This is a genomic window from Hydrogenophaga sp. (genome assembly GCF_030656115.1).
Lineage (GTDB): Bacteria > Pseudomonadota > Gammaproteobacteria > Burkholderiales > Burkholderiaceae_C > Hydrogenophaga.
This window is the reverse complement of sequence record NZ_JAUSOO010000003.1, coordinates 1-11,324: the sequence shown is the minus strand read 5'-3', so window position 1 is coordinate 11,324 and position 11,324 is coordinate 1. Positions and strand designations below refer to the sequence as shown.

Here is an 11,324-nt window from a genome sequence, read left to right as displayed (position 1 = left end):
TAGGCGGGGTCGGTTGGCGTTCCACATCCATCTGTATGTTGTGTGTTGTGCCCCCAGAGAATTGGGTCAACAGGCTGTTGCCCCAATGGCACATCCGGGTTGCCAGGTTCGTGCGTGTCTTGCGCCGTGGTGTAGAACTGAAAAAGCGCAGGCCATACTTCAGGTTGGAAGCCGACAAGCCCTTGATGTCAGGGAGAGCGTTTAAAACAGCGTCAACTCACGGCTGGCAGCCGGGGCCATTCGCAGGCGCACCGAAACGATGCGCTGCTTGATAACGTTGAAGCCAGGCCAGAACTGTTGTGGCATGTCAGAACTTGACCCGCTGCCACGCCGCTGTGCTGGGGTCATCAAGACTGTGTGGTTTCGCGTCCACTCGTGCTGCTGGGTAACGCCTTCTATGTGGTTCTTGTCCATCGGCTCATGATTTGCGCTCCACGCTTCCTTCCCACACTCGGTCGCCCTCATGCGGTTGCGCTTCGCTTCGCTCGTCTTGGTCAACTTGCGGCGGGACTTGCACCCGCAGGAGTGCGCCCAAGCTGGGCGCACATGAAAAACGCCCCGGCTGGCGGGGCGATGTGCCGGTGGCGTGGCAGAGGGTTTACTTGGCGGTTTCGGCGGGGGCCGTGCCCTCTTCTTCGGGCCAGTCGCGGATGTAGGCCTTGAGCATCTTGTTCTCGAAGTTCTGGCTGTCCACCACGGCCTTGGCCACGTCGTAGAAGCTGATCACGCCCATGAGCATGCGGTTGTCCATGACGGGCATGTAGCGGGTGTGGCGCTCCAGCATCATGGGGCGCACTTCATCCAGTTCGGTCTGGGGCGTGCAGCTCATGGGGTGGTCGTCCATGACGGTGCGCACCGTTTTGCCGTTGAGAGCACCGCCATTTTTGGCCAGCGTGTGAATCACCTCGCGGAAGGTCAACATGCCCACCAGTTCGCCATGGTCCATCACGGCCAGCGAACCGATGTCGTAGTCCGACATGGTTTGCACCGCGCGTTCCAGGGATTCTTCGGGCTGGCAGGTATAGAGCGTTCCGCCCTTGACGCGCAGGATGTCACTGACTTTCATGGCTGTTCTCCTCGGGTTGTGGCTGTCCCCAGCAGGGCTGGTGTGCATGTGAATATAGCCCACAATAAACGGTAAAACCACTGCGAACAGCCGTTTTCGGGTGTGGCGCATCAACACAGGAGACTTCAGCATGCCCGGCTATTCCGACCCCGGCTTTGACACGCTGGCGCTGCACGCAGGCGCCACACCCGACGCGACCGGCGCCCGCGCCGTGCCGATCCACCTCACCACCTCGTTCGTCTTCGAGTCCAGCGACCACGCCGCCGCCCTGTTCAACCTGGAGCGCGCCGGCCACGTCTACAGCCGCATCAGCAACCCGACGAATGCGGTGTTCGAACAGCGCATGGCCGCGCTCGAAGGCGGCATCGGCGCCATTTCGGTGGCCAGCGGGCAGGCCGCGCTGCACCTGTCCATCGCCACGCTCATGGGCGCGGGCTCGCACATCGTCGCCAGCACGGCGCTCTATGGCGGCAGTCAGAACCTGCTGCACTACACGCTGCGCCGCTTCGGCATCGAAACGACCTTCGTGAAGCCCGGCGACATCGATGGCTGGCACGCCGCCGTGCGGCCCAACACCAAGCTGTTTTTCGGCGAAACCGTGGGCAACCCGGGCCTGGACGTGCTCGACATCCCCACCGTGGCGCAGATCGCACACGAAGCGAAAGTGCCGCTGCTGGTGGACAGCACGCTGACCACGCCCTACCTGATCAAGCCCTTCGAACACGGCGCCGATCTGGTTTACCACTCGGCCACCAAGTTCCTGAGCGGCCACGGCACGGTGATCGGCGGTGTGGTGGTGGACGGCGGCAGTTTCGACTGGGACGCCAGCGGCAAGTACCCCGAGCTCACCGAGCCCTACGACGGCTTTCACGGCATGACCTTCAGCGAAGAAAGCACCGTCGGCGCCTTCCTGCTGCGTGCTCGGCGCGAAGGCCTGCGCGACTTCGGCGCCTGCCTGAGCCCTCACAGCGCCTGGCTCATCCTGCAAGGGCTGGAGACGCTGTCGCTGCGCATGGAGCGCCACATGAGCAACACCGAGAAGGTGGTTCAGTTCCTGGCCAGCCACCCGCTGGTGGGCCGTGTGGGCCACCCGCTGCTGGAAACGCACCCCAGCCACGCACTGGCGCAAAAGCTGTTGAAACACGGCGCAAAAGGCGCGGGCGCGGTGTTCAGTTTCGACATCAAAGGCAGCCGCGAACAGGGCAAGGCCTTCATCGAAGCACTCAAAATTTTCAGCCATCTCGCCAACGTGGGCGACTGCCGCTCGCTGGTGATCCACCCGGCCAGCACCACGCACTTCCGCATGAGCGACGAGGCCCTGGCCGGCGCCGGCATCGGCCCCGGCACCATCCGCCTGTCCATCGGGCTGGAGGATCCGGACGACCTGATCGACGACCTCAAGCGCGCCTTGAAGGCTGCCGAGAAGTGTTGATCCCCCCTGCGCCGCTGCGCGGCTTCCCCCCAGGGGGACGCATCCTGTGGCCCGGCAAAGCCGGTTCCACGGATGCCGCTGGCGCGCATCACTTTCGCCTCACTGGAGTGATTTCATGCATCTGATCGTCAACAGTGCCCAGACCTATTGCTACACCGGCGGCAAAGCCTTCGATGCCGCCAAACCCACCGTGGTCTTCATCCACGGCGTGCTCAACGACCACAGCGTCTGGATCCTGCAGACCCGCTACCTCGCGAACCATGGCTTCAACGTGCTCGCGGTCGACCTGCCCGGGCATTGCAAGAGCGCAGGCGTTGCACCGTCTTCGGTCGAAGAAGCCGCGGACTTCATCGCCGCGCTGCTCGACGCGGCCGGCGTGCCGCGCGCCGCGCTCATCGGCCACAGCTGGGGCTCGCTGATCGCGCTCGAAGCCGCGTCCCGGCTGAAAGAACGGGTGAGCCACCTGGTGCTGGTGGGCACGGCCTACCCCATGAAAGTCTCACCCGCGCTGATCGAAGCCTCGCTCAACGAGCCTGAGAAAGCGCTCAAAATGGTCAACGTGTTCTCGCGCAGCACCCTGGCCGCCCCGCCCTCGGCGCTCGGCCCCGGCACCTGGGTCTATGGCGCGAGCATGGCGCTGGGCCGACGCGTGCTGGCCAGCAACCCGAAGGTGAACGTGTTCCACCGCGGCTTCGTGGCCTGCGACACCTATGCGAATGGCGAGCAGGCCATGGCCGCCATCACCTGCCCGGTGCTGTTCCTGCTCGGCGCCCAGGACCAGATGACACAACCCAGAGCCGCGCAGGGCCTGATCAAGGTCGCCCAGGCGGCGGGCAAGACCGTGCGGGTGGAGAGCCTGCCGGTCGGTCACCACCAGATGACGGAAACGCCCGACGCCACGCTGTTCGCCATCCGCGATTTCCTTCGGAGCCGCTGAGGCTCACTTGGCGAAGGCGCTCGGCCAGGCGTTGCGCGTCGCCGCCGCGGCCTGCCGGGCCCATCGCCGCCATGCGCGCCAGACGGCGACGCTCCAGCCAAGGCGCGGCACCGGCTCCACCAGCGGCATCAGCAGGTACTCGCTGTAGCAGGGTGGCGCGTCCTCGGACGGGCGAGGCCCGGCGTCGGCGCCGATCAGTATCCAGTCCTGCAGCAGGTCGATGCTGGCGCCGGGGCCGAGAAACAGGTCCTGCGCGGCGTTCGGCTGGGTTATCCAGAAACGGCCACTGACCACCCTCAGGCGCATGCCGGCACTGGCGTCGATCATGCGCGTCTGGCGTGGCAATAAGCGGGTGGGCTGGGCGGTGGTGGGGTGCATGGCGGGCCTCCTGTGGATGAGGCTTCACTGTCCCTGTTTGAGCCCTGGCGCAACAGACACACAGATCGCCCAGGTGGTGCGCACCAGACGCGCTTTTCGCGCCATCTGTGTGGTCTCTTTGGGGCCCATCTGTACCGGTCACCCACGCGCCTGGGCGCCTGGTGTGGGCCGGCACTCGGTTAGCATGGAAACGCCATGCCCGCGCCCCCTTCCACGCTCGCGCTGTGTCCGGCCCCGTCGGTCGAACCGGTCCCCACCCTGCCGCTGTACCAGCAGATCGCGCAGACACTCGCGCAGCTGATCCACAGCGGTGCCTTCAAGGTCGGTCAGCGCCTGCCTTCCGTGCGGGCCACGGCGTTGACGCAGGGTGTGTCCATCTCCACCGCGATGCAGGCCTACCGCCAGCTCGAAGAGCAGGGCCTGGTGCAGGCGCGGCCCAAGGCGGGCTACTTCGTGAAGCGCGCCCAGCGCATCGCCCAGCCCGGCCTGAGCGCGCCGCCCCAGCGCAGCTTTTTGCTGGAGCGGCAAAGCCGCTCCGAAGCCTTCGCCATGCTGCACCAGCCTGGCGACCGGGCCAGCTTCAGCTACATGCCTGAAGGCAGTGGACTGTTCGATGACAAACGTCTGCGGGTGGCTGTTGGCCGCGCCTCGCGCGTGCACCGCCACAGCCTCGCTGCATACAACTCGGCCGATGCCGGGCGGCCCGCGCTGCGCCAGGCGGTGGCCCAGCGCGCCCTGCAACTGGGCTGCGCGCTGGACGCCAGCGACATCGTGATCACCGCCAGCTGCACCCAGGCGGTCAGTCTGTGCCTGCGCGCCGTCACGCAGCCAGGCGACGTGGTGGCGCTCGAATCGCCCACCTTTTTTGGTTACCTCGACCTGATCGAATCCCTGGGCCTGCGGGTGCTGGAGATTCCCACGCACCCGGCCACCGGGCTCTCGCTGCCCGCGCTGGAACTGGCGCTGGACACACAGCCCGTCAGGGCCGTGCTGGCCGCGCCCACGCTGTCCAACCCGCTGGGATCGGTCATGCCGCTGGCGGCCAAACAGCGGCTCGTCAAGCTACTGGCCCAGCGGCGGGTGCCTCTGATCGAAGACGTGGTGTTCAACGACCTGTTGTCCGGGGACCAGCGGCGCAAAGCCGCCAAGGCCTGGGACACCGAAGGCAACGTCATGGTCTGCGGCTCGTTTGCCAAGACGCTGACGCCGGGGATCCGCCTGGGCTGGGTCGAGGCCGGACGCTGGCGCGATGCCGTCGCCACCCACAAGCGGCTGCAGGGCGCGGCCACCAACGTGGTGCTGGAAGAAGCGCTGGCCGATCTGCTGACCCAGGGCAGCTACGAAGCCCACCTGCGCCGCCTCACGGCGTCCATGCGGCAGCGCCGCCACGAAGCGCGCCACCTGATCGCCCACCACTTCCCCCCGGGAACGCGGGTGAGCAATCCGCCGTCGGGCGACACGCTCTGGCTGGAACTGCATCCGGCGATCGCCAGCATGGACCTCTTCAAACGCTGTGCCAGCGAAGGCATCACCTTCGGCCCGGGTGAACTCTTCACCGCCACCGACCGCTACCGCAACTGCCTGCGCCTGAACTTCTCAGGCCCCTGGAACGCCATCACCATGCAGGCCCTGGCGCGCATCGGCGAGATCGCGCGCCAGATGCTGGAGCGCCCCGCCGCCAGCCCGACACCACCGATATTGCGGCGCGCTTAGGCGACTGCGCGGCGGGAAAACCAGCACCCGCGTTCCAGCGCCCGCGGCCACAATGGCCGCACCATGCTGAAAGACCCGATCACCCCACCCCTGAGCGCGGCGCGGGCGCACGAGATCGCCACCGCCTTCGACCTGCGCGCCCTGCCCGCCGACTTCCTGGCCAACCCGTACCCGGTGTACGCGGCCCTGCGCGAAACCGAACCGGTGCGGCGCATGCCCGACGGCTCGTATTTTCTGACCCGCTACGCCGATCTGGTGGCCGTGTACCGAGACGCCGCCACCTTCAGTTCGGACAAACACGTGGAATTTGCACCCAAATACGGCGCAGGTTCACCGCTGTTTGAGCACCACACCACCAGCCTGGTGTTCAACGACCCGCCGCTGCACACCCGGGTGCGCAAGCTGATCATGGGCGCGCTCACGCGCCGCGCCATCGCCGACATGGAACCCGGGCTGGTGACACTGGTGGACAGCCTGCTGGACCGTATGGCTGAGCAGGGTGGCGGTGATCTGATCGAAGACTTTGCCTCGGCCATTCCGGTGGACATCATCGGCAACCTGCTGGGTGTGCCGCACACCGAACGCGGCCCGTTGCGGGCGTGGTCGCTCGCCATTCTGGGTGCGCTGGAGCCGGTGGTGTCGCCCGAGCAGCAGGCGCTGGGCAACCGGAGCGTGACCGAGATGCTGGACTACCTGCGCACCCTGGTGGCAACGCGCCGCCGGCAACCCGGCGACCCCGAGCGCGACGTGCTGACCCGGCTGATTCAAGGCGAGGCCAGCGGCGAACAGCTCAGCGAAGTGGAGCTGCTGCAAAACTGCATTTTTCTGCTGAACGCCGGGCACGAAACCACCACCAACCTGATCGGCAACGGCCTGCTGGTGCTGCAAGAACACCCGCAGGCCCACGCACAGCTGCTGCAAGCCCTGCAGCAAACCAGTGGCGATGCAGCGGCTCAAGAAACCGTGTTGACGCGGGCGGTGGACGAGTTTTTGCGCTTTGAGTCGTCCAACCAGCTGGGCAACCGCCGTGCGCTCACCGCCACCACGGTGGGCGGGGTTGACTTGCCGGCGGGCGCGCTGGTCACCCTGTGCATAGGCGCAGCCAACCGCGACCCGGCGCAATTTCCCAACCCCGAAACGCTGGACCTCACCCGCGAGCCCAACAAACACCTGGCATTTGGTTTTGGCATTCACCAGTGCGCGGGCTTGAGCCTGGCGCGGCTGGAAGGCCGCATTGCCATTGGCCGCTTTCTGCAGCGTTTCCCCCATTACCGGCTCACGCAGACACCGGAGCGGGGTGGCCGGGCCCGGTTCCGGGGGTTTTTGCATGCCCCGTTCAGCGCCGCCTAACCAGGGACGACAGGGCAGGTATCAGCCCGACGCCACCGAAGGCCCCACCGCCTCTACCGCACCTGTTGCGCTGGCCTCGCCGGAAGGCGGATCGGCCAGCACCTGCGCCACCGTGAGCTGGGCACAAAGGCTCTCGTGCCAAAAGCGGGCGGTGCTGGCCTGGCGGGCCATCAGCAGGCGCTCCACCAACGGCGCCAGCGCGGTCTGTGCCGGATCGATCAACAGCACATAGCGCTCGCCGTCTTCGTCCAGGCGGCCCAGCCAGTCCAGGGCCACCAGAGCCGCCACGGGCGCTTCGAGCTGCAGGGCTTGCACCCGCAGCACCTGGGCCATCGTCTCCAGACCCATGCCGCGCTGGGCGTCGTTGCGCACCCGGTGCAGCTGCTCCAGCACCTCCAGCGCGAGCTGAAAATTCCAGCCCGGCTGGTCACCCCGGCGGGCAATGCCCGACAACAGGCTGGGCAGGTACGCCGCCACCACCGCCCCCAGCAGCACGATCACCCAGGCCACATAAATCCACACCAGCAAGATCGGCACCGTGGCAAAGGTGCCGTACACCACCGAATAGGTCGGCACCTGCGCCAGGTACCAGGCCAACACCTTTTTGGCCAGCTCCAGGCCAGTGGCCACAAACAACCCGCCCAGCAGCGCATGCGTCCAGCGCACCTGGGTGTTGGGCACGTAGCGGTAGAGCGCGGCCATGCCGCCCGTGACCAGCGCCAGCTGCACCGATTCGATGAAAAATCGCACACCACCCGGCAGGCTGGAGACCACGCCGCGCGAGGCCGTGAGCGCATACGACGTGGCGGCCAGGCTGCCCGCCAGCAACAGCGGCCCCAGCGTCAGCAAGGCCCAGTACACCAGCACGCGCTGGGTCAGCGGACGCGCCTGGCGCACGCGCCAAATATCGTTGAGCTTGCGGTCGATGGTGAGAATCAGGGCCAGCGCGGTCACCAGCAGCACCAGCGCGCCAGCCCAACCCATTTGCCCCGCCTTGCCAGCGAACTCGTTGAGATAGCTCAACACCTGCTTGGCGATGTTCTCAGGCACCAGGCTCCGAATCAGCCAGCGCTGCAGCGTGTCTTGCAGGCGCGCAAACATGGGAAACGCACTGAAGATGGCCAGCGCCACCGTGAACAGCGGCACCAGCGAAATGGTGGTGGTGAAGGTGAGACTGCTGGCGGTGATGCCCAGGCGGTCTTCGCGAAAGCGCTCGCGCAACGTCAGGGCGGTGTTTTGCCAGGGGAATTGGAGCGTGTCGCGCCACAGCGCTCGCACAAAGGTCTCCAGCGCCCGCAAACGGTCGTTCAAGGTCATCCCGGTATCATGCCAGTTGCCCATGTACGGCACCACCCGCCTTCGCCATGACCGACGCCACAACCCACACCCCCACGCCATCCCATACCGCCCGTGCAGGCACATCCGCTGCCGTCAACGGCACCCGCTGGCTCGCCGTGGGCAGCGTGCTCGGCCTGATCGTGCTCGGGCTGGCCTGGGAACTCTGGCTGGCGCCACTGCGCCCCGGCGGCTCGTGGTGGGCCATCAAGGTGTTGCCACTCACACTGCCACTGGCGGGATTGCTGAAAAACCGCATGTACACCTACCGCTGGGTCAGCCTGCTGGTCTGGCTGTATTTCACCGAAGGCGCGGTGCGCGCCTGGAGCGACAGCGGGCTGTCCGCCGGGCTGGCCGGCGTGCAGGTGCTGCTGTGCGTGGCGCTGTTCGTGGCCTGCGCCCTGCATGTGCGCATCCGTCTGCGCGCGGCGGGCACCGAAGCCGTGGCCGCCGACAAAGCCCGCCACGCCGCCGAAACCCACGCGGCGGCCGACCCGGTGGCACCCCAACCCTCCTCAAAAGCATGAACAATCTCATCAACAGCTTGCGCGACGCGGTGGGCGCCACGCACGTGCTGACCCACGAAGACCCCGCCACCGACCTGAGCGCCTGGGAACAAGACTGGCGCAAACGCACCCAGGGGCTCGCCCTGGCGGTGGTGCGCCCAGGCAGCACCCCCGAGGTGGCGGCCGTCGTGCGCGCCTGCGCGGCGGCGGGCACCAGCATCGTGCCGCAAGGCGGCAACACCGGCCTGGTGGTGGGCTCGGTGCCCGACGGCAGCGGCACCCAGGTGGTGCTCAGCCTCACCCGCCTGAACGCGGTGCGCGCCCTCGACGCCGCCAACCTCACCCTGACGGTGGAAGCCGGCTGCATTTTGCAAAATCTGCAGGAAACCGCTGAAAAAGCCGGTTTTCTGTTTCCGCTCTCGCTGGCGGCCGAGGGCAGTTGCACCATCGGCGGCAACCTGGCCACCAACGCCGGTGGCACCCAAGTGCTGCGCTTTGGCAACGCGCGCGATCTGTGCCTGGGGCTCGAAGTAGTCTGCCCCAGCGGCGAGGTCTGGCACGGGCTGGGCGGCCTGCGCAAAGACAACACCGGCTATGACCTGCGGCACCTCTACATCGGCAGCGAGGGCACGCTGGGCATCATCACCGCCGCCACGCTCAAGCTGCAACCGCAAGCGGCGGCGCAAGGCTGCGCCTGGGTCGGCCTGCCCACGCTGGAAGCGGCGCTGGATCTGCTGGCGCTGGCGCAGCGCCAGCTCGGGCCGGGCCTGAGCGGCTTTGAGCTCATGGGCCAGTTGGCGCTGCAACTGGTGGCGCAGCACTTTCCCGATCTGCGCCCGCCGCTGGCAGCGCAGTGGCCCTACTGCGTGCTGATCGAGCTCAGCGAGAGCGCCGCGCCCGAGCAGGCGCACGCCTTGGTGCAGGCGCGCCTGCAGGCGCTGCTGCAAACCGCGCTGGAGCAAGGTTGCGCCGCTGATGCGGTGCTGGCCGAAACGCTGGCACAGGCGCAGCGCCTGTGGCACATCCGCGAGTGCATTCCGCTGGCCCAGGCGCAGGAAGGGCTCAACGCCAAGCACGACATCAGCCTGCCGATCTCGCGCATTCCGGCCTTTTGCGCCGAGGCCGAGGCCCTGCTGGCGCAAGCCCTTCCGGGTGCGCGCCTGGTCAACTTCGGCCACCTGGGCGACGGCAACCTGCACTACAACGTGCAGTGCCCTGCCGGGGCCGACGCCGCCGCCTTTTTGCGCCAGCACGAGGCACACATCAACGCGCTGGTGTTCGATTGCGTGCAGCGCCACGGCGGCTCGATCAGCGCCGAACACGGCATCGGCACCCTGCGCGCCGCCACCCTGCCGCGCTACAAAGACGCGCAGGCGCTGGCCCTGATGCGCCAGATCAAACAGGCGCTGGACCCGCAGGGCCTGCTCAATCCGGGCCGGGTGTTGGTGCGCGCCTGAGCGTCAGCGCCATTGGGCTGGTCGGTGCTACCTTGCGCGAGGTCGAAGAGCGTCTGGCCGAGCACTTCATGCTGACGCCTGCAGTGCGGGCCGAGCTGCTGCCTTCGGGCCAACAGGGCATCTTTAGGTAACCAGTAGAGTTGGCTGCAAGGTGAATGGCGCTTCATGTATCACGCTTGGTGTGATAAGATAGAGCCATGGAAAGGAGCGCTTCAGCTTGAGGGTTTTCAAAAACGCTTGGTTTGTGCGGTTTGCCCGCAAAGAAAAAATCTCAGCCGAAGCGCTTTGGGATGCAGTGGAGCGCGCCGAACAAGGCCAGATCGGTGCCGATCTGGGCGGTGGTGTGATCAAGCAGCGGATTGCACGTCCAGGCGGCGGCAAGTCCAAGGGCTACCGCAGCATCGTGTTGTACCGCAAGGGTGACAAGGCATTCTTTGTTTTTGGGTTTCCCAAGAACGTGCAGGACAACATCCGAGAGGATGAGGAGGCCCAGTTCAAGAGAATGGCCAAGGAGGTCCTTGCACTCACTGATGAGCAATTGCAGCGGCTCATCCACAACCGCCAGTTTGAGGAGGTCATCAAAGATGCCTAAGAAATACCGCAGTGATGCCTTGGCCGCGATCCACGAAACGATGGAGGGTCTGCATGAGATTGGTGCCGTCAACAAGCAGACGATGCGTGAATTCGACGAGGCCTGCCTGACGCCAGTGCATGTGTTGGCACCGGATGAGATCTTGGAAATCCGCCTGCGTGAGCATATCTCGCAGCCGGTGTTTGCACGCTACCTCAACGTTTCCAAGAATCTCGTTTCGGACTGGGAGCGCGGCGTCAAGAAGCCTGGCGGCCCAGCCCTACGGTTGCTCACCGTCATCAAAAAGAAAGGGTTGATGGCGATCGCCTGACGATGAAAAGTGTGCAAACAAGAAAAATGGTGTCGGACCACGGTTTTCCTCTGAACCAAGCCCCCGCCCTCGCGGACCCACAGGGCCTGCTCAATCCGGGCCGGGTGTTAACGTGAAAGAAACGCAAATCGAGACGAGCGCTGCCCTGGCCCCTGCAAGGCCAAACGCACAACGAAGCAATCTCGACCGGTCAGCGTTTCAGGCTGGAGTCGGCACAAACCCGTGTTTGACCAACATCTGCAACCACC

Annotated in this window: 11 protein-coding genes; 8 read left to right on the top strand and 3 right to left on the bottom strand. The window is 66.1% G+C overall.

From position 1 onward, the window contains the following. Positions 1-598 precede the first annotated feature (598 nt). A complete protein-coding gene (locus tag Q7J58_RS00255) occupies positions 599-1,066 on the bottom strand; it encodes a CBS domain-containing protein (RefSeq protein WP_304821739.1) in 468 nt (155 codons plus the stop codon). A 130-nt stretch (positions 1,067-1,196) separates the two neighbouring features. Here Q7J58_RS00255 and Q7J58_RS00250 point away from each other — a divergent pair, with 130 nt between their 5' ends. Then, positions 1,197-2,498, top strand: a complete 1,302-nt coding sequence (locus tag Q7J58_RS00250) for an O-acetylhomoserine aminocarboxypropyltransferase (RefSeq protein ID WP_304821736.1) — start codon at positions 1,197-1,199, stop codon at positions 2,496-2,498. A 115-nt stretch (positions 2,499-2,613) separates the two neighbouring features. Then, positions 2,614-3,435, top strand: a complete 822-nt coding sequence (locus tag Q7J58_RS00245; protein WP_304821733.1) for an alpha/beta hydrolase — start codon at positions 2,614-2,616, stop codon at positions 3,433-3,435. Between the two features lie 3 nt (positions 3,436-3,438). Here the strand turns inward: Q7J58_RS00245 and Q7J58_RS00240 are convergent, their stop codons facing one another. After that, a complete protein-coding gene (locus Q7J58_RS00240) occupies positions 3,439-3,813 on the bottom strand; it encodes a DUF2917 domain-containing protein (protein ID WP_304821730.1) in 375 nt (124 codons plus the stop codon). A 195-nt stretch (positions 3,814-4,008) separates the two neighbouring features. On the opposite strand from Q7J58_RS00240, the gene Q7J58_RS00235 reads away from it, so the two are divergent. Beyond that, a complete protein-coding gene (locus Q7J58_RS00235) occupies positions 4,009-5,526 on the top strand; it encodes a PLP-dependent aminotransferase family protein (RefSeq protein WP_304821728.1) in 1,518 nt (505 codons plus the stop codon). Between the two features lie 63 nt (positions 5,527-5,589). Further along, positions 5,590-6,876, top strand: coding sequence for a cytochrome P450 (locus Q7J58_RS00230; RefSeq protein ID WP_304821725.1), 1,287 nt, complete (start codon positions 5,590-5,592; stop codon positions 6,874-6,876). A 21-nt stretch (positions 6,877-6,897) separates the two neighbouring features. Here the strand turns inward: Q7J58_RS00230 and Q7J58_RS00225 are convergent, their stop codons facing one another. Continuing rightward, on the bottom strand, positions 6,898-8,193 hold the full coding sequence (locus Q7J58_RS00225; protein ID WP_304821722.1) for a YihY family inner membrane protein: 1,296 nt from the start codon (positions 8,191-8,193) through the stop codon (positions 6,898-6,900). A gap of 47 nt (positions 8,194-8,240) precedes the next feature. On the opposite strand from Q7J58_RS00225, the gene Q7J58_RS00220 reads away from it, so the two are divergent. From Q7J58_RS00220 to Q7J58_RS00205, 4 genes are all read left to right on the top strand, one after another. Continuing rightward, positions 8,241-8,738 (top strand): DUF2069 domain-containing protein, encoded by a 498-nt coding sequence (locus Q7J58_RS00220; protein ID WP_304821719.1) that lies wholly within the window; start codon positions 8,241-8,243, stop codon positions 8,736-8,738. Continuing rightward, positions 8,735-10,174, top strand: coding sequence for an FAD-binding oxidoreductase (locus Q7J58_RS00215; RefSeq protein WP_304821716.1), 1,440 nt, complete (start codon positions 8,735-8,737; stop codon positions 10,172-10,174). The genes Q7J58_RS00220 and Q7J58_RS00215 overlap by 4 nt, the downstream gene beginning before the upstream one ends. Positions 10,175-10,418: 244 nt before the next feature. Next, entirely contained in the window at positions 10,419-10,766 is a 348-nt protein-coding gene (locus tag Q7J58_RS00210; protein ID WP_304821714.1) for a type II toxin-antitoxin system RelE/ParE family toxin, read from the top strand. Further along, positions 10,759-11,076, top strand: coding sequence for a DNA-binding transcriptional regulator (locus Q7J58_RS00205; RefSeq protein WP_045531200.1), 318 nt, complete (start codon positions 10,759-10,761; stop codon positions 11,074-11,076). Before Q7J58_RS00210 ends, Q7J58_RS00205 begins: the two co-directional genes overlap by 8 nt. Positions 11,077-11,324: the final 248 nt, after the last annotated feature.

Excerpts from the sequence above, each read along its gene's own strand:
- Q7J58_RS00220 (WP_304821719.1), top strand. The coding sequence starts at position 8,241 with ATGACCGACGCCACAACCCACACCCCCACGCCATCCCATACCGCCCGT.
- Q7J58_RS00215 (WP_304821716.1), top strand. The coding sequence starts at position 8,735 with ATGAACAATCTCATCAACAGCTTGCGCGACGCGGTGGGCGCCACGCAC.
- Q7J58_RS00250 (WP_304821736.1), top strand. The coding sequence starts at position 1,197 with ATGCCCGGCTATTCCGACCCCGGCTTTGACACGCTGGCGCTGCACGCA.
- Q7J58_RS00205 (WP_045531200.1), top strand. The coding sequence starts at position 10,759 with ATGCCTAAGAAATACCGCAGTGATGCCTTGGCCGCGATCCACGAAACG.
- Q7J58_RS00235 (WP_304821728.1), top strand. The coding sequence starts at position 4,009 with ATGCCCGCGCCCCCTTCCACGCTCGCGCTGTGTCCGGCCCCGTCGGTC.
- Q7J58_RS00245 (WP_304821733.1), top strand. The coding sequence starts at position 2,614 with ATGCATCTGATCGTCAACAGTGCCCAGACCTATTGCTACACCGGCGGC.
- Q7J58_RS00255 (WP_304821739.1), bottom strand. The coding sequence starts at position 1,066 with ATGAAAGTCAGTGACATCCTGCGCGTCAAGGGCGGAACGCTCTATACC.
- Q7J58_RS00240 (WP_304821730.1), bottom strand. The coding sequence starts at position 3,813 with ATGCACCCCACCACCGCCCAGCCCACCCGCTTATTGCCACGCCAGACG.
- Q7J58_RS00225 (WP_304821722.1), bottom strand. The coding sequence starts at position 8,193 with ATGACCTTGAACGACCGTTTGCGGGCGCTGGAGACCTTTGTGCGAGCG.
- Q7J58_RS00230 (WP_304821725.1), top strand. The coding sequence starts at position 5,590 with ATGCTGAAAGACCCGATCACCCCACCCCTGAGCGCGGCGCGGGCGCAC.